The organism is Micromonospora sp. NPDC048843 (genome assembly GCF_040649965.1).
In the GTDB taxonomy this organism is placed as follows: Bacteria; Actinomycetota; Actinomycetes; order Mycobacteriales; family Micromonosporaceae; genus Micromonospora; species Micromonospora hortensis.
This window is the reverse complement of record NZ_JBEZGJ010000040.1, coordinates 14,297-31,544: the sequence shown is the minus strand read 5'-3', so window position 1 is coordinate 31,544 and position 17,248 is coordinate 14,297. Positions and strand designations below refer to the sequence as shown.

General features: G+C 70.6%; 18 protein-coding genes. 14 read left to right on the top strand and 4 right to left on the bottom strand.

The genetic code is table 11. The features are described 5' to 3' along the window. Window positions 1-35: 35 nt before the first annotated feature. From AB0C20_RS12720 to AB0C20_RS12700, 5 genes are all read left to right on the top strand, one after another. The gene (locus AB0C20_RS12720; RefSeq protein WP_357567993.1) at window positions 36-1,514 is read left to right on the top strand and encodes an NCS2 family permease; all 1,479 of its coding nucleotides are present in this window, start codon (window positions 36-38) and stop codon (window positions 1,512-1,514) included. 113 nt (window positions 1,515-1,627) lie between these two features. Beyond that, window positions 1,628-2,077, top strand: a complete 450-nt coding sequence (locus AB0C20_RS12715) for a MarR family transcriptional regulator (protein WP_030486369.1) — start codon at window positions 1,628-1,630, stop codon at window positions 2,075-2,077. 72 nt (window positions 2,078-2,149) lie between these two features. Next, complete coding sequence (locus AB0C20_RS12710; protein ID WP_357189047.1) at window positions 2,150-3,433, top strand: MFS transporter; 1,284 nt, start codon at window positions 2,150-2,152, stop codon at window positions 3,431-3,433. Window positions 3,434-3,520: 87 nt separating this feature from the next. Next, on the top strand, window positions 3,521-4,030 hold the full coding sequence (locus tag AB0C20_RS12705; protein ID WP_357567992.1) for a hypothetical protein: 510 nt from the start codon (window positions 3,521-3,523) through the stop codon (window positions 4,028-4,030). A 13-nt stretch (window positions 4,031-4,043) separates the two neighbouring features. After that, window positions 4,044-4,427, top strand: coding sequence for a 2'-5' RNA ligase family protein (locus AB0C20_RS12700; protein ID WP_357567991.1), 384 nt, complete (start codon window positions 4,044-4,046; stop codon window positions 4,425-4,427). On the opposite strand, the gene AB0C20_RS12695 is transcribed toward AB0C20_RS12700, so the two are convergent. Beyond that, window positions 4,397-5,164, bottom strand: a complete 768-nt coding sequence (locus AB0C20_RS12695) for a helix-turn-helix domain-containing protein (protein ID WP_357189056.1) — start codon at window positions 5,162-5,164, stop codon at window positions 4,397-4,399. The two genes, AB0C20_RS12700 and AB0C20_RS12695, sit on opposite strands and share 31 nt — an antisense overlap. 239 nt (window positions 5,165-5,403) lie before the next feature. Here AB0C20_RS12695 and AB0C20_RS12690 point away from each other — a divergent pair, with 239 nt between their 5' ends. Both AB0C20_RS12690 and AB0C20_RS12685 read left to right on the top strand, forming a co-directional pair. Continuing rightward, window positions 5,404-6,069, top strand: a complete 666-nt coding sequence (locus AB0C20_RS12690) for a DUF4097 family beta strand repeat-containing protein (protein WP_357567990.1) — start codon at window positions 5,404-5,406, stop codon at window positions 6,067-6,069. 15 nt (window positions 6,070-6,084) lie between these two features. Then, window positions 6,085-6,915: an alpha/beta fold hydrolase gene (locus AB0C20_RS12685; protein WP_357189062.1), complete on the top strand. Its 831-nt coding sequence runs from the start codon at window positions 6,085-6,087 to the stop codon at window positions 6,913-6,915. Between the two features lie 54 nt (window positions 6,916-6,969). Here AB0C20_RS12685 and sepH read toward each other — a convergent pair whose 3' ends face one another. The 3 genes from sepH to AB0C20_RS12670 form a co-directional block, all read right to left on the bottom strand. Beyond that, window positions 6,970-8,049, bottom strand: coding sequence for a septation protein SepH (gene sepH, locus AB0C20_RS12680; protein ID WP_196920761.1), 1,080 nt, complete (start codon window positions 8,047-8,049; stop codon window positions 6,970-6,972). A 186-nt stretch (window positions 8,050-8,235) separates the two neighbouring features. Next, window positions 8,236-9,363 carry a phosphoserine transaminase gene (serC, locus tag AB0C20_RS12675; RefSeq protein ID WP_357189066.1) on the bottom strand — a complete coding sequence of 376 codons (1,128 nt, stop codon included), beginning with the start codon at window positions 9,361-9,363 and terminating at the stop codon, window positions 8,236-8,238. 226 nt (window positions 9,364-9,589) lie between these two features. Then, complete coding sequence (locus AB0C20_RS12670; RefSeq protein WP_091395245.1) at window positions 9,590-10,696, bottom strand: citrate synthase 2; 1,107 nt, start codon at window positions 10,694-10,696, stop codon at window positions 9,590-9,592. Between the two features lie 280 nt (window positions 10,697-10,976). Here AB0C20_RS12670 and pdxH point away from each other — a divergent pair, with 280 nt between their 5' ends. The 7 genes from pdxH (at window position 10,977) to AB0C20_RS12635 (ending at window position 17,097) form a co-directional block, all read left to right on the top strand. Beyond that, the gene (gene pdxH / locus AB0C20_RS12665; RefSeq protein WP_357568001.1) at window positions 10,977-11,606 is read left to right on the top strand and encodes a pyridoxamine 5'-phosphate oxidase; all 630 of its coding nucleotides are present in this window, start codon (window positions 10,977-10,979) and stop codon (window positions 11,604-11,606) included. Beyond that, entirely contained in the window at window positions 11,603-12,901 is a 1,299-nt protein-coding gene (locus tag AB0C20_RS12660; RefSeq protein ID WP_357189070.1) for an MFS transporter, read from the top strand. Before pdxH ends, AB0C20_RS12660 begins: the two co-directional genes overlap by 4 nt. 18 nt (window positions 12,902-12,919) lie before the next feature. Then, window positions 12,920-13,849, top strand: a complete 930-nt coding sequence (locus AB0C20_RS12655; RefSeq protein ID WP_357189073.1) for an aldose 1-epimerase family protein — start codon at window positions 12,920-12,922, stop codon at window positions 13,847-13,849. Beyond that, window positions 13,849-14,451 (top strand): nitroreductase family protein, encoded by a 603-nt coding sequence (locus AB0C20_RS12650; protein WP_091395235.1) that lies wholly within the window; start codon window positions 13,849-13,851, stop codon window positions 14,449-14,451. Before AB0C20_RS12655 ends, AB0C20_RS12650 begins: the two co-directional genes overlap by 1 nt. 187 nt (window positions 14,452-14,638) lie before the next feature. After that, window positions 14,639-14,944 (top strand): type II toxin-antitoxin system VapB family antitoxin, encoded by a 306-nt coding sequence (locus AB0C20_RS12645; RefSeq protein ID WP_030329612.1) that lies wholly within the window; start codon window positions 14,639-14,641, stop codon window positions 14,942-14,944. 44 nt (window positions 14,945-14,988) lie between these two features. Then, complete coding sequence (locus AB0C20_RS12640) at window positions 14,989-16,152, top strand: acyl-CoA dehydrogenase family protein (protein WP_357189078.1); 1,164 nt, start codon at window positions 14,989-14,991, stop codon at window positions 16,150-16,152. Window positions 16,153-16,251: 99 nt separating this feature from the next. Further along, entirely contained in the window at window positions 16,252-17,097 is an 846-nt protein-coding gene (locus AB0C20_RS12635; RefSeq protein WP_357567988.1) for a DUF4230 domain-containing protein, read from the top strand. Window positions 17,098-17,248: the final 151 nt, after the last annotated feature.

Below are 17,248 nucleotides of genomic sequence, written 5' to 3'. Positions count from 1 at the left end.
CGCGCGACAACTGGAAGATCACCTGCGAGGACCTGATGGCAGTAGCGCCGCCCGAGAACGGCACACCTCCCAACCCCGCTCATCCGCGTAACGGTTTCGACCGTTTCTTCGAGATCTCCGCCCGTGGCTCGACGGTGAGCCGTGAGGTACGCGGTGGCCTGGCGACCTTCTTCACGATGGCGTACATCGTGGTGCTCAACCCGCTGATCCTGGGCGGCGCAGTCGACGGTGACGGCAAGAGCCTTCCGATTCCCGCGCTGGCTGCCGCGACCGCGCTGGTCGCCGGCCTGATGACCATCCTGATGGGTGTGGTTGGCCGGTTCCCGCTGGCGCTCGCCGCCGGCCTGGGTGTCAACGCCCTGGTGGCGTACGAGATCGCACCCGAGATGACCTGGGCAGATGCGATGGGCCTGGTGGTGATCGAGGGTCTGATCATCGCGGTGCTGGTGCTGACCGGTCTGCGGACCGCTGTGTTCCGCTCGGTGCCGACCCAGATGAAGAGCGCGATCGGGGTCGGCATCGGTCTGTTCCTGACCATCATCGGCCTGGTGGACGCCGGCTTCGTCCGGCGCATCCCGGATGATGCCAACACCACGGTTCCGGTCGGCCTGGGCATCGGCGGCAAGCTGGTGAGCTGGCCGATGCTGGTCTTCGTGGTGGGCCTGCTGATCACGCTGGTGCTGGTGGTCCGTCGGGTGAAGGGCGCGATCCTGATCGGCATCCTCGCCTCGACGGTGCTCGCGGTGATCGTGGAGGCGGTCGGCAACATCGGCCCGTCGTTCGTCAACGGTCAGCCCAACCCGAAGGGTTGGTCGCTGAACGTGCCGGAGCTGCCGAAGTCGGTGGTCGACCTGCCGGACCTGTCGCTGCTCGGCAAGTTCAACGTGCTGGACTCGTGGGGCCGGGCCGGTTGGCTTGTCGTGCTGATGTTCATCTTCACGCTGTTGATCACGGACTTCTTCGACACCATGGGCACGATGGTCGCGGTCGGCCAGGAAGGTGGCCTGCTCGACGAGCAGGGCACCCCGCCGAAGGCCAAGGAGATCCTGCTTGTCGACTCGATCGCGGCGGCGGCCGGCGGTGCGGCCAGCGCCTCCAGCAACACGTCGTACATCGAAAGCGCCGCCGGTGTCGCGGAGGGTGCGCGGACCGGCGTGGCCAACCTGGTCACCGGCGCGCTCTTCCTGCTTGCGATGTTCCTGGCGCCGCTGGTCGTGATCGTGCCGTTCGAGGCGGCGTCGACGGCCCTGGTGGTGGTCGGGTTCCTGATGATGACAGCGGTGCGGACGATCGACTGGTCCGACTACGAGATCGCCATTCCGGCGTTCCTCACCATTGTGTTGATGCCGTTCACCTACTCGATCTCCAACGGGATCGGCGCTGGTCTGATCACCTTCGTGGTGGTCAAGCTGGCGCGGGGCAAGGCCCGGGATATCCACCCGTTGCTGTACGGGGTGGCCGCGCTCTTCGTGCTGTACTTCCTGCGTGGGCCGATCGAGTCCCTGGTGCTGTGAGCGCGTCCGGGCGGGGAGTCGATCGGGATTCCCCGCCCGTACCATCTGAATCCCCTCGTGAGCCTGGTCATAACGGATGTCGTTAGCCATGCTCATTAGTTAAGCTAACTACTGTGACGGAGCGGACGGTGACGGCGGAACGCGTGCCACCGGCGCAGCTGGCTCCCCAGCTGCGTGATGCGATCACCCGACTCAACCGGCGGGTCCGACAGGCCCGGCCGGTCGGCGACCTCACGGTCACCCAGGTCTCCGCGCTCACCAGCCTGCGGCTGGCGGGCGCGATGACACCCCGGGAACTGGCCGACGTTGAGCGGGTGCAGCCGCCGACGATGACCAAGATCGTCGGAAAGTTGGAGGACCGCGGCCTCGTGCGGCGGACACCCCATCCGACCGACGGGCGGCAGGTCATCCTCGCGGCGACCGAGGGAGGACAGGCCGTGCTCGACCAGTTCGAGCGGGCCCGCGACGAGTGGCTGGCCCACCGGCTGGCCGCACTCGACGAGGACGAACGGGAGACCCTGCAGAGGGCCGCCGAGATTCTTCAGCAGCTCGCTCGCGCCTGAGCCGCGCCCGCGCCACCGGGTCCGTGCCGTCACGTGTCGATGACGCGTACGTCCGGAGGAGGCGCACCAAGAGTGCAGGCGAAGCTGAGCACGATGTTCCAGTCCCTACAGGTCCGCAACTACCGCCTCTTCGCATCCGGGCAGCTGATCAAGTTGATCGGCGTCTGGATGATGTTCATCGCCCAGGACTGGCTCGTCCTCGAGCTCTCCAACAACTCGGCGACCGCGCTCGGCGTGGTCACCGCCTGCCAGTTCACCCCGGTGCTCCTGCTCACCCTGCTCTCCGGCCGGCTCGCCGACCGGTACGACAAGCGGGTGCTGCTCTTCGCCGCCAACGCCTTCTGGAGCCTGCTGGCGCTCGGCATGGCGGTGCTGGTCCTCACCGACCTGGTGCAGCTCTGGCACGTCTTCGCCTTCGCCGCGTTGCTCGGCACGGCCAACGCGGTGGAGACCCCGGTCCGGCAGGCGTTCGTCTCCGAACTGGTCGGCACGCCGCTGCTGCCCAACGCGCTGTCGCTGAACGCCGCCGTGTTCAACTCCGCCCGGATCGTCGGCCCGGCCGTGGCCGGCCTGGCCATCGCCGCGTTCGACGTGGGCCCGGTCTTCCTCTTCACCGCCCTCAGCTCGGTCGCGCCCCTGGTCAACGTCGTCCGGATGCGGACGACCGAGCTGCACCGCGACGCCCTGCTGCCCCGCGACGAGCGGGCGTCCGCCCGGGTCGTCGACGGGCTGCGGTACGTGTGGCGCCGCCCCGACCTGCTGCTGCCGATGGCGATCATGTCGGTGATCGGCATGTCGCTGTTCAACTTCCAGCTCACCCTGGCCGCGTTGGCGAAGACGGTCTTCCACACCGGTGCCGCCTCCTTCGGCCTGTTCAGCACTGCGCTGGCCGTCGGCGCGCTCGGCGGCGCGCTCAGCGGCACCGGTCGGCGTAGCCGCCCGTCTGTGTGGCTGGTGCTCGGCGCGGCGATCGCCTGCGCAAGCTTCGGCACCCTGGTCGGCCTCTCCTCGGCGTACTGGCTGGTGGTGGCGCTGCTGGTGCCGACCGGCTTCTGCATGGTCTTCTTCGCCCAGGCAGCCAACCAGCGGATCCAGATGGGCGTCGACGCGGCCTTCCGGGGACGGGTGATGGCCCTGTGGGTGCTGGTGTTCCTGGGCACCAACCCGGTCGGCGCGCCGCTGATCGGCTGGGTCGCGGAGCACTACGGTGCCGGTGCCAGCATCTGGATGGGTGGGCTCATCTCGCTGGCCGCCGCGCTGGTCGCCCTCACCTGGCAGCTGCGCCACTCCGGTGCCCGGCTGCGGTTCCGGGTGCTGCCGATGCCCCGCTTCTACGTCACCTCCACCGACTGCTGAGGTTTACCGCCGGCGCCGGCCGCGTCCGGTTGCGCGGATGCGGCCAAACCGCTGGCGGGGTGGCACGGTGGGGCTTAGCGTCGATACGTGGGAGTCGGACGCGCGCTGATGCTGGCCCTGGCGTTCCTCGCCGTGGCCACGCTGCCGGCAGCGTTCGCCCTGCTCTTCTGCTACGACGAGATCCTCGACCGGGTGGTCTGCGGCTGGTCCGAGTGGCGTGACCGGCGCCGGGAGAGGCGCACGATCGCCCGTCTCGACCGGGCCATCGAAGCCGACGCGCTGACCCGGGACATCGACCTCAGCGAGTTCGACAGCGCTGACCGCCGGCCGCTGGAGCAGCTCGCCGCCGACCTGCGCCGTCTCGGCGGTCAGCGGGTCGGCGGCAGCGGTCGCTCGATGGTCTGGCACAGCGCACTGCTGGAGGCGTACGACGACCGGCTTCGTCTCGCCTGCCGCGCGCTCGGCATCGCCGAGCACCTCGCCGAGCTCGAGGGCGTCGACCAGGAGATCGAGCGGGTCCGGGTGGAGGGCGTGCTGCATGCCGCCGGGCTGGCCCTTCCGGCGGCCCGAGCCGGGCTTCGGCAGCGGCACCGCTGAGCGGACGCACGCTGTGCGACTCTTCGTCGCGGTCCGCCCGTCCGTCGAGGCCGTCAACCATCTCGCCGCACAGGTCGCGCGTCTGCGCGTCGCTGCGGCGGCCGCCGCCGGCGTCAGTGTCCGCCTCGCCGACCCGGCCGACCTGCACCTCACAGTGGCGTTCCTCGGTGCGGTCGAGTCTGCCCGGTTGGTCGAGGTGGACAGTGCGCTCGGCTTGGCCGTCGAGCGGTTCCGGAACGGCCGGGACGCCGTGCCCCGGTTGAGTCTCGGCGGTGGCGGCCGGGTCGGCCTGGACGGGTACGAAGGGCCATCGTGGCCGGCATCGGAGCTGCTGCTGGTGCGCAGCCACCTCGGCGGCCGACCACGCTACGAACGGATAGCCGCCTGGTCGCTGTGACCCGGCGGCACGTGGCTGGTCGCGCTGGACGGCCTGCTGCGAAGAACCTCGCGGGCCTGTTCGGCGGCACGGGTGATGCTCTCGCTGATGAAGTCGAGGAAGCGGGCGATGTTCTCCAGACGAACGGCGGCTGGGGTGTGCGCGCCGAGGAGGGCGACACCCTGGCGTGCGGTAGCGACGAGATGGTCATTGGCCCGAGCGCTGGCGATCGTCGCCTGGAAGAAGAGTTCGTCGTCGACGACGTAGCGGTCGCGGCGGCGATCGTCGCGTTCGCGGCGGACGAGGCTCTGGCTCTCCAGGAAGGTGATCGCCTTGGAGATCGACGCCGGGCTGACCTGGAGGCGCTGGGCGAGCTCGGACGCGGTGAGACTGCCCGAGTCGGTGAGGAACAAATTGGCCAACACTCGGGCCCCCATCTTGTTCAGACCGGAGGCCATGAGGACTGTGGTGAACACCTCCTCGTAGTCGGCCATGGCCTGGGCGTCGCGTCCGTCTGGTCGATGGGCAGCCTCGGCGCCACGTGAGGGGGCGGGCTTGCGCCGGTGGGCGCGGCGCTCGGTCGCGTGGTGGGCCAGATCGGCGCGGTAGCCGGTGGGGCCGCCGTTGCGCATCACCTCGCGCGTCACGGTCGAGGTGGGGCGGTGGAGGCGTCGGGCGATCTCGGCGTAGGGGAGGCTGTCGGCCAGCCCCAGCGCGATCTGCTGGCGCTCCTGCTGGGTGAGCCTGCCTCCTGGCATCGCGATCTCCCTCGTGGTCCCCGTAGGGCGGCGGCCCCAGACCCCGCCACCATAGCGTTAACCCACACATCAATGCAACGACGACAGGGAATGCGTTGCGTTAGGTTCAGGGCGTTTGCAACAATCCCATCGCTATGAACAGCCAGAACGCTGTCCTGCTGCAACAGGGTTGTTGCAAAAACTGGAAAGCAACGTAGCGTTTCCCACATCGGAAACAAGCGCCGACCTGGGAGAGCACGATGCAGACGTTCGACACCCCCGCCCCCATCTCCGCCGTCCTGGACATCCCCGCCGGACGCATCCAGCTCATCGCCGCGGACCGCGCCGACACCACAGTCGAGGTCCTCCCGGCCGACCCCGCCAAGAGCAGCGACACCACTGCCGCCGACCAGACCACAGTCGCCTACGCCGACGGCGTCCTGCGAATCACCACCGCACGTCCCATCAACAAGCCCTTCGGCCCCTCCGGCTCCCTGGAGGTCACCGTCCGGGTGCCCGCCGACTCCCGTATCGAGGCCAGGGCCGCCAGCGCCGAGCTGCGGGGCGTCGGCCGCCTCGGCGACGTCACAGTCGACGGGGCGTACCGGCAGATCAAGATTGACGAGGCCGCCAGCGTTCGCCTCACCGCCATCGACGGTGACGTCGAGATCGGGCGGCTCAACGGACCCGCCGAGATCAGCACCGCCCGAGGCGACATCACTGTCGCCGAGGCCGTGCGCGGCACTGTCGTCCTCCGTACCCAGTCCGGCGACATCTCGGTCGCGGCGGCGGCCGGCGTCTCGGCCGCACTGGACGCCGGCACCGGCCACGGCCGCGTCAGCAACGCCCTCAAGAACGACGGCACCCTCGAGCTCGACATCCACGCCAGCACCATGCAGGGCGACATCAACGCCCGCAGCCTCTGAGAAGGACGGATCGAGATGACGAACAACAGCGTGTCCTCGGCCAGTTCGGCGTGGACCGGCATGGTGCCGGTCGACGACACGGCCCTGGCCGTCACCGACACCGGCGGCCCCGGCATCCCAGTGGTCTACCTCAACGGCCAGTTCGCCACCCAGGGCTATTGGCGGCGGGTCATCACCGAGCTGGGCACCGAATTCCGGCACATCACCTACGACGAGCGGGCCCGTGGCAGGAAGTCGAAGCGATCAGCCGACTACTCGTTCGAAGCGGCAGTCCGGGACGTCGACGCCGTTCTCGCAGCTCGGGGGGTGGCCCGGGCGGTGCTGGTGGGCTGGTCCTACGGAGCGGTGGTCGGGGCGCACTGGGCCAACCGGAACCCGGAACGGGCCCTGGGCGCGGTCCTGGTCGACGGTGCGTTCCCGCACGACTGGCTCGACGAGGCCATGGCGCAGCGGATCCGCAAGATGTTCCGACGGATGAACCTGTTCATGCCGCTGCTGCGCCCGACCGGCCTGACCCCACGGATGAACGCCGGCCAGATGGCGGACAGCAACATCGAACTGGGCGAACTCTCCCGCGAGCGCGAACTCGGCCCGGTGCTGGACACCATCACCGTCCCGGTTCGGTACGTGGTCGCCTCGGGAACATCCCTCGGCAGTCGCGGGGACGAACAGGAGCAGATCCGCGCCAGCCTCGACACGGTGACCGCCCGCAACCCGCACATCACCATCGGGGCGAAGGTCGCCAGCAACCACGGTGCGATCCTCAAGAAGGACTTCCGCGCCGTCGCCGAGGCCGTACGCGGGGTCGCCGCCCCTCATCGCGAAGACGCCGGAGACATTCGGTGAGATCCGAACGCGCGCGTTGACGGGTGACGCGAGGTCACCCGTCAACGCCCAGCGTCAGGAAGATTCGCGGGCGGCCGGGCCGCTGCCGAAGAGCACGTCGTCCCAGCTCGGCAACCGCTTGCGCGGCTTGCCGTTGGCGTCGGTGGACTCGCCGCCGGCGGCCGCCGCGGCGCCCGTCCGGCGGGGCCGCAGCACCGCCAGCGACGGCACGGCCGGGACCTCCTTGGGCGCGTCCGAATCGTCGTCGAAGGCCGAACCCTGGCCACCGCCGAGCAGCGCGGCGGCACCCCCACCGACCGGCCGCTGCCGGGGCGCGTCCGACCCGGCCAGGGCAGCCGGGGTACGCGGCTCCAGCCCGCGACCCGACGAGGCGCCGAGCGGGCGGTCCAGGGAGGCGAGCAGGGCGTCACGGCCGGCCCGGATCGGATCACGGCCAGGACGCGGGTGCTCGGACGCCGCCGGCAACCCGTGCCCGCCACGACTCGGCTCACCACGCGACGGACCAGGCAGGGCATGCCCGCCGCGCTCCGGTGCCGGCTCCTGGCCGAGGATCGGCGTGGGTCGCTCGGCGCACAGGTACTGCGCCATGTCGTCGTGCGGGGCGACCGACTGCCGGGTCTTGTCCAGATCCCAGATGGCCTGAGCGGTGGCCTTGCCCGACGGCCAGGTGGCGATGATCCGCCAGGTGCCGTCGTCACGCCGGTACGCGTCCCAGGAGATCTTCTCGGTGTCGATGCCGTGCTGGCTCAGCCGACCGTTCACCACCTCGGCGAGCGGGGTGGGCTTCTCCGCGCCCTTGAGGCGGGTGCGGCGGGCGTGCTGGGCGAGCATCGCCCGCTCCTGCAACACCGGGCCGGCGTAGCGCAGCACCCGGTCGACAGGCACCCCGGCGATCCGGGCGACATCCTCAGCGGACTCACCGGAGCGGATGCGGGCCTGAATGTCCCGAGGAGACAGTGACGGAACCGGGTCGGCCGCGGTCGGCGCCACAGCGAGCGGCGGCGCACCGGGCTCGGCGTGCAGCGCACCGGAGATCCGTTCGTCGATCGGCAGGGCGAGCAGCCGCCCGACCTCGTCGGCGAGAACCAGGGCATGGCCGTCCTCGGAGAGGGCGACGAAGCGTACTGGGCGCATAGCGTTGCCTCCGTCCCGCTTCGCTGGCCGCACGCCACGAGTCGGCCACCCAGGCGTCTCGGACCACCGTACGCGCATCTGCCTCAGGGTGGGGGAAGCGACACCCCGCATGTCGTGACTGAGCTGCGGCGATGATCACGGTCGGTGTCCGTGGAAGCCCCAACGGACACCGACCGTGACCGAACGTCAGAGTCGCTCGACCACGTAGTCGATGGACGCGGTGAGCGCCTCGACATCGGCCGGCTCGACGGCCGGGAACAGCGCCACCCGCAGCTGGTTGCGACCGAGCTTGCGGTAGGGCTCAGTGTCCACGATGCCGTTGGCGCGCAGCGCCTTGGCGATCGCCGTGGCGTCCACCCCGTCGGCGAAGTCGATGGTGGCGACGACGTTGGAGCGCAGCGCCGGGTCGGTGACGAACGGGGTGGCCACGCTGGACCGCTCGGCCCAGCCGTAGACAGCGGCGGCGCTCTCGGCGGTGCGCTTCGCCGCCCAGGACAGGCCACCCTGCGCGTTCATCCAGTCGGTCTGCTCGGCGGCCAGGAAGATGGTGGCCAGCGCCGGGGTGTTGTAGGTCTGCTCCAGCCGCGAGTTGTCGATCGCGGTGACCAGGTCGAGGAAGGCGGGGATGTAGCGCCCGGACGCCTTGATCTCGGCGGCCCGGTCCAGTGCGGCCGGAGACATCAGAGCCAGCCAGAGACCGCCGTCGGAGCCGAAGCACTTCTGCGGGGCGAAGTAGTAGACGTCGGTCTCGCCGACGTTGACCTCCAGGCCACCCGCACCGGAGGTCGCGTCGACCAGCAGCAGCGAGCCCTCGTCGGCACCGGCCACCCGGCTGATCGGGACGGCCACACCGGTCGAGGTCTCGTTCTGCGGGGTCGCGTACGCGTCCACGCCGGACTCGGCGACCAGGGTCGGCGCGCTGCCCGCGTCGGACTTGCGGACGGTCGGCTCACCGAGGAACGGGGCGTCCTTGACCGACTTGGCGAACTTGGCGCCGAACTCGCCGAAGCTGGCGAACTGGGCCCGGTCGCGAATCAGGCCGAAGGTGGCGACCTCCCAGAACGCGGTGGTGCCGCCGTTGCCGATGACCACCTCGTAGCCCTCGGGCAGCGAGAAGAACTCGGCGATGCCGGAGCGCAGCCGGGCCACCTGGTCACGGACCGTCTTCTGCCGGTGCGAGGTGCCGAGGTAGGTGGTCGCGACCTCGGCGAGAGCGGACACCGCCGCCGGGCGGACCTTGGACGGGCCGCAGCCGAAGCGTCCATCGGCGGGCTTGATCTCATCGGGAATCCGGATGATCGGTGCGTCAGCCACGGTCTTGAAGATCCTTCCGCAAGGGCGAGGGCGGGCCCGGCGACACTGCCGGCCCTCATCCTCGCACCCGCACCGGACGGCGATGGGCGGGGTCCCGGCGGTCGGTCTGAGTCCTTCGCCACAGTCGGCTCCGGTGGCCGACGACAATGACCACCCTCCGACGCGCGACGTAGACAAGGGCCCCTCCTCGACGCCCGGCGTCGGGGAGGGGCCCTTGTCTACCAGCTCAGACGCCGTGCGGGATGGCCGCCCAGCCCTCGACGTCGGACGGCTTGCGGGTCTCCGGGCCCATGTAGCGGGCGGACGGGCGGACCAGCCGCTGCAGGCGCTTCTGCTCCAGGATGTGCGCGCTCCAGCCGCCCATCCGCGCGCAGGTGAACATCGAGGTGAACATGTGCGCCGGCACCTCGGCGAAGTCCAGCACCACTGCCGACCAGAACTCGACGTTGGTGGCCAGCACCCGGTCCGGGCGGCGGGCCTGAAGCTCGGCCAGTGCCGCCTTCTCCAGCGCCTCGGCGATCTCGAAGCGCGGCGCGCCCAGCTCCTTGGCCGTACGCCGGAGCACTCGGGCGCGCGGGTCCTCGGCACGGTAGACGCGGTGGCCGAAGCCCATCAACCGCTCGCCGCGGTCGAGGACGCCCTTGACGTAGCCCTCCGCGTCGCCGCTGCGCTCCACCGCCTCCAGCATGCTGAGCACGCGGGACGGGGCGCCGCCGTGCAGCGGGCCGGAGAGGGCGCCGATGCCCGACGAGATGCAGGCAGCCGCGTCCGCCCCGGTGGAGGCGACGATGCGGGCGGTGAAGGTGGACGCGTTCAGGCCATGCTCGGCGGCCGAGATGAAGTACGCGTCGACGGCCTTGACGTGCCGCGGGTCGGGCTCGCCGCGCCAGCGCTTCATGAACCGCTCGACGATGGTCTGCGCCTTGTCGATCTCCTTCTGCGGCACCGCCGGCAGGCCGAGGCCGCGGGCGGACTGGGCGACGAAGGAGAGCGCGGTCACCGAGACCCGGGCGAGATCCTCACGGGCCTGCTCGTCGGAGATGTCCAGCAGTTGGTTGAGCCCCCAGTACGGGGCCAGCATGGCGACCGCGGACTGCACGTCGACGCGGATGTCACCGGAGTGCACCGGCACCGGGAACGGCTCCGCCGGCGGCAGGCCCGGGCCGAACCGGCCGTCGACAAGCAGTGCCCACACGTTGCCGAACGACACCTGGCCGATCAGATCCTCGATGTCGACCCCGCGATAGCGCAGCGCACCGCCCTCACGGTCAGGTTCGGCGATCTCGGTCTCGAAGGCGACGACGCCCTCCAGCCCGGGTTTGAAATCAGCCATGTCGCTCTCCTGGATCTGGTCGGTGCGCCCGATCGCTCATCCGGCCCGATCGGCCGAGCGCCTCAAGGCGACCCTCAGGGATGTGTTCGGAACATACTGCCTGCTGAGTAAGGGATACGCGACCCGCTGCGACTGTGCTGCACGCGACATCCCCGGACGCGCATTCTCCGCCCGGCTCAGTGAGACTGGGGCAGGGTGGGCTGGTCAGCGCGGGAGGGTGCTGGCGGGGCCCCCGAGAAGGAGTGGGGACGTGACGGGTGACACACCCGCCCCGGCCGCGATGCGTAACGAGTACGCCGCGGACCTGGGCCTGACCGAGGCTGACCTGGCCAGCGACTGGCACACCCAGTTCGACAGCTGGTTCGCCGACGCGGTGGCCTTCGGGCTACCCGAACCCAACGCCATGGTGGTGGGCACCGCCGACTCGGCCGGCCGGCCGAGCGGGCGGACGGTGCTGCTGAAGGGGTACGACCCGGAGGGCTTCGTCTTCTTCACCAACCACCTGTCGCGCAAGGGCGTCGAGACGACTGCCAACCCGTACGCCAGCCTGGTCTTTCCGTGGTTTCCCATGCAGCGTCAGGTGGTGGTCGCCGGACGGGTCGTGCCCGTCGACCGCGCCACGAGCGAGGCGTACTTCGCCAGCCGGCCGCGCGGCTCCCAACTGGGTGCCTGGGCCAGCCCGCAGTCCCAGGTGGTGTCGGGTCGGGCGGCGCTGGAGCAGCGGTACCAGGAGGTGGCCGAGCGGTTCGCCGACCAGGCCGAGATCCCGACCCCTTCGCACTGGGGCGGGCTGCGGGTCCAACCCGAGTCGGTGGAGTTCTGGCAGGGCCGGGCCGGCCGGTTGCACGACAGGCTCCGCTTCCGTCGCCTCGACGACTGTGGCTGGATCGTCGAGCGGTTGGCGCCGTGACGGGTGTGCGGGAGACCCGGCCGCGCGCAGCGCGCCGCTGGGCGATCGACGTGCGCCCGCTGCGGGTTCCGGCGTACCGCCGGCTCTGGCTCGGCAACACGGTGGCGATGTTCGGCTTCCAGTTCACCGCCGTCGCGGTGCCGGTGGAGATGTACGCCCTGACCCGGGACTCGTTCTGGGTGGGCCTGCTGGGCGTGGCGGCCTTCGTACCGTTGCTGGTCTTCGGGCTCTGGGGCGGCGCGGTCGCCGACGCCCGTGACCGGCGTGCGGTGCTGCTCGGCGGCTCATTGTTGCTCTGGGCATCCACTCTCGGGCTGCTGCTTCAGGCGGTGCTGGACGTGGGCAGCCCGGTGCTGCTGCTGGCGTTGATGGCGTTGCAGTCGGTGGCGTTCGCGATCAGCTCGCCGGCCCGCAGCGCCATGCTGCCCCGGCTGGTGCCGGAAGACCTGGTGGCGTCCGCCACCACCCTGAACTACACGACCTTCACCGCAGCCTCGGTCGCCGGCCCGCTCGCCGCCGGCCTGATCCTCTCCGCCTCGCCGGACACCACTGTGGTCCTGCCGATCGCCTACGGGCTGGACGCGGTGCTGTTCACCGCGATGCTCTGGGCCGCGCTGCGGCTGCCCGCACTCCCGCCCGAGCCCACCGCCGACGGCCAGGCCCGCCGTGCCGGTCTGGCCAGCGTCGTCGACGGGTTCCGCTACCTGGCCACCACACCGGTCCTGCTGCTGTCCTTCGGGGTGGACCTGATCGCGATGATCCTCGCCATGCCGCGTGCCCTCTTTCCGGAGATCGCGCACGAGCGGTTCGGCGGCGGTGGCTCGGTCGGTCTGCTCTACAGCGCCATCGCGATCGGCTCGATGATCGGCGGGTTGACCTCCGGCTGGATCGGCCGGCTCCGCCGCCAGGGGCTCGGCCTGGTGCTCGCTGTGGTCGGCTGGGGCCTCGCTATCGCCGCGGCCGGGTTGGCCCACCAGCTCTGGCTGATGGTCGTGCTGCTCGCCGTGGCCGGCGCCGCCGACCTGATCAGCGCGGTGCTGCGTCAGTCGATGCTGCTGGTCTACGCACCGGACCGGATGCGCGGCCGACTCCAGGGCGTGAACACGGTAGTGGTGGCGGGTGGCCCACGCCTGGGCGATCTACGCGCCGGCACCATGGCCGCCGGGTTCGGTGGCGGGGTGGCCTGGGTGGCCGGTGGGCTCGCCTCCGCGGTGCTCGTGGTGGTGCTCGCTGTCGCGTTCCCGGCGCTGCTGCGCTACCGGGCGGCGGCGGCGTCGAGCGACAACCGGACCTGACCGGTTAGGGTCGCCGACATGGAAAGCCCCGATCAGCGCCCGTTCTCCGGCGCCCAGTGGACCATCTCCGCCGCCGGCCACGAGGCCGTCATCGTGGAGGTCGGCGGTGGGCTCCGGACGTACCGGCACGACGGCGTCGACCTGCTCGACGGGTACCAGACCGACGAGGTCTGCCCCGGTTGCACAGGGCAGGTGCTGGCACCCTGGCCGAACCGGATCCGCGATGGTCGCTACTCGTTCGACGGGCGGACGCAGCAGCTTTCGCTGACCGAGCCGGAGCGGCACGTGGCCATCCACGGGTTGGTCAACTGGGTGCCGTGGCAGTTGCTGGAGCAGTCGGCGGACGCCGTGACTGTCGGCTACGACCTGCCGCCGCAGCCCGGCTACCCGTGGCCGCTGCGACTGCGCAGCCGGTGGAGCGTCGACGCGGACGGGCTGCGCGCCGAGCACGAGGTGACGAACATCGGCGGGGAACTGGCCCCGTTCGGCTTCTCCGTGCACCCGTACCTGCAACTGCCGGGCGTCGCCGTGGACGACCTGGTGTTGCGGCTGCCCACCCGGAGCCGGGTGCTGGTGGACGGTCGGTTGCTGCCGGTGGGGGTGACCCCGGTGGCCGGCACCGAGTACGACTGGACCAGCCCTCGCCGGATCGGCGCGGCTGTGCTGGACTCCTGCTTCGGCGACGTGATCTCCGACGCCGACGGTGGTTCGTCGGTGAGCCTCACCGCGCCGGACGGTTCGGCCGCTGTGAGCATCTGGGCGGACGCCGAGTTCGGCTGGTGGCAGGTGTTCACCGGGGACGCCCTCACCGGCGAGCGGCACCGCCGCTCGGTGGCGATCGAGCCGATGACCTGCCCACCGGACGCGTTCCGGTCGGGCAAGGATCTGCTCACCCTCAAGCCCGGCACCACCTGGCGAGGTGCCTGGGGCATCCGCCCCGGCGCCTGATGGAGTTCGCCGAGGTCGTCCGCCGTCGGCGGATGGTGCGCAACTACGACCCGGACCGCCCGGTCCCGCCCGACGTGGTGGACCGGTTGCTCGACCACGCGGTCCGCGCGCCGTCGGCCGGCTTCGCCCAGGGCTGGGGTTTCCTGGTGTTGGAGGAGTTGGCCGATCGGGACCGGTTCTGGGCCGCCACCACCCCCGATGGCGGTGGGCGGGAGCGCTGGCTCGCTGGCATGCGTCGGGCGCCACTGATCGTGGTGCCGCACGCCAACGAGTCGGCGTACCTGCGGCGGTACGCGGAGCCGGACAAGGGTTGGACCGATCAGTCCACGGACCGGTGGCCGGTGCCGTACTGGCACGTGGACGCCGGATTCGCTGCGTTGCTGATGCTGCTCACCGCTGTGGACGAGGGGCTGGGGGCGTGTTTCTTCGGCATTCCGCCGCAGCGGCTCGCCGCCTACCGGGACGCATTCGGCGTGCCGGCGGAGTACCAACCCATCGGTGCCGTCACAATCGGTTACCGCGCAGCCGACCATCGGTCACCATCGTTGCGCCGTGGGCGTCGCCCGATGGACGAGGTCGTGCGGCGCGGCCGGTGGAACTGACGCGGACGTCCCGTTCGTCCGGTTGAGGATCGGACGAGCGATAGCGAAACTGACATCAGGGAGCAGAACGTAGCGTGCGCTGGGCCGCTAGGCTGGCACGGTCATCGGTGCCGCGCCGCGCGGTGCCCGCCGCGGCCCGGCTCGGCGCCGTCGGTCGGCCCGGCCACGGGGAGGGGAGCGTGCCGTCGTGATCTTCAGAGCGGTTCGGGACGGGCGTCCCTATCCGGAGCACAATCTGACGCTCAAGCAGTGGGCGGAGATCCCGCCAAGGCCACTGCGCCTGGATCAGATGATCACCACCAAGCGCGAGCTGGCGCTGGACAAGCTCCTCGCCGAGGATTCCACCTTCTACGGTGACCTCTTTCCGCACGTCGTGCAGTGGAACGGCGGGCTCTACCTGGAGGACGGGCTGCACCGGGCGCTGCGCGCCGCCCTCCAGCAGCGCAACCAGATCCACGCGCGGGTGCTGGTGCTCTCCGAGCCGATCGAGTGACGAGCCCTTCTTTCCCGCGCTGAACCTTCGTTAGGGTGGCGTCCATGACCGCTGCGCTGGACCTGCTCGACCTGGACCCGTCGCTCAGCGAGGAGGAGCGGCAGATCCGCGACGTCGTCCGTCAACTCGTCGACGACCGGGTGCGCCCACACGTCGCCGACTGGTACGAGGACGGCAAGGTGCCCGCCCGGGAACTGGCCCGCGAGTTCGGCAAGCTCGGCCTGCTCGGCATGCACCTGACCGGCTACGGCTGCGCCGGCGCCTCCGCTGTCGCCTACGGGCTGGCCTGCCAGGAGCTGGAAGCCGGCGACTCCGGCCTCCGCTCGCTGGTCTCCGTGCAGGGATCGCTCGCCATGTACGCCATCTGGCGCTACGGCAGCGAGGAGCAGAAGCAACTGTGGCTGCCGTCGATGGCCACCGGTGAGGCGATCGGTTGCTTCGGCCTGACCGAGCCGGATCACGGATCCGACCCCGCCTCGATGGCCACCCGGGCCCGCCGCGACGGCGACGACTGGGTGCTCACCGGCGGGAAGATGTGGATCACCAACGCCCCGATCGCGGACGTCGCGGTGATCTGGGCGCGCACCGACGAGGGCGTACGGGGCTTCGCCGTACCCACTGACACCCCCGGCGTCACGACCCGGGAGATCCGCCGCAAGATGTCGCTGCGCGCGTCGGTGACCGGCGAGATCGTGCTCGACGACGTCCGGCTCCCGGCCGACGCCCAACTGCCCGAGGCGGTCGGGCTCAAGGCGCCGCTGAGCTGTCTCACCGAGGCCCGCTACGGCATCGTCTGGGGCGCTGTCGGCGCGGCCCGCGACTGTCTGGAAACCACACTGGCGTACGCGACCACCCGCACCCAGTTCGGTCGCCCACTGGCCGGCTTCCAACTCACCCAGGCCAAGCTCGCCGACATGGCCGTCGAGTTGGTGAAGGGGCAACTGCTCGCGCTGCACCTGGGCCGGCTCGCCGACGCCCAGCGGCTGCGGCCCGAGCAGGTCAGCGTTGGCAAGCTGAACAACGTGCGGGAGGCCCTGGCCATCGCCCGGCAGTGCCGCACCATCCTCGGCGCCAACGGTGTCTCCGGTGAGTACCCGGTGATGCGGCACGCCAACAACCTGGAGAGCGTGCTGACCTACGAGGGCACCTCCGAGATCCACCAACTGGTCATCGGGCAGCGGCTCACCGGGCTCTCCGCGTTCGCCTGACCTGCCCTTTTGTCGCTTCCTGGCGCTCGCCGCGCGACTGTCGTATCGGGGCCGTACCGTCATTGACAGACGACGTGTCTGACGAGGACGGTGAGCGTGATGGCCCGCGACGCTGGCAGCAACGAGCCCACGAGAGAGTTCCCCGGTTACCCGACCGGTGACGATCTCAAGGCGCGGTCGACCGCGACACCCGGGTGGACCACTGATACGCCGGGTGAACCCGTCGAGCCGGCCGGTCCCGGTGGGCCTGCTGGCCCCGGTGGCCCGACGAGCGGTGGCGATGGCCCCGTCGGTGGGGGTGGCGGTGGGGCGGCCCGCGGTCTGCTCCTGCTGCTCGGCGCCGCCGCGCTGGCCGTTGTCGTGCTACTCGGCATTCAGGCGACCGGCATCCTGCCGGAGTTCCGCAACCCGTTCGCCAAGGAGCAGACCGACCGCAGTCAGCCACCGCTGCTGAAGTCGATCCAGGACCTCAGCCGCTACGTGGCGGCGGAGGGCAACTTCCAGGTCGTGGTCGACACGCAGAACGACCGGCGCAACGTTCCGGACTTCCTGCTCAACGAGCGCACCCTGTTCGTCGGGGCCGGCAGTGTCGAGGCGTACGTCGACTTCACCAAGATCGCTGAGGGCGCCGTCGTCCAGTCCGCCGACGGCAAGTCCGTCGAGATCAAGCTGCCCGCGCCGCAGCTCGGCGAGACCAACCTCGACATGGAGAAGAGCTACGTCTTCGCCGAGCAGCGCGGTCTGCTCAACCGGCTCGGTGACCTGGTCGGCAACGACCCCAACCGGCAGCAGCAGGTCTACAAGCTCGCCGAGGACCGGATCACCGCCGCCGCCCGCGATAGCGGGCTCTCGGCCCGAGCCGAGGAGAACACTCGCAAGATGCTGGAGGGGCTGCTCCGCTCCCTCGGCTACCAACAGATCACTGTCACGTACGTAGCTCCCTGACCTGCCCCCGTACGCCGAAGCGCCCGCCCCGACGTCCGTCGGAGCGGGCGCTTGCGTGTGATGCCCGGCGGGTGGGCCTGCGGCCCCCAATCCGCTCCCCGGCCGCCGAGTTGCCGGATCTGGAATGCCAGTGGGGCCGCGATTACGTCAG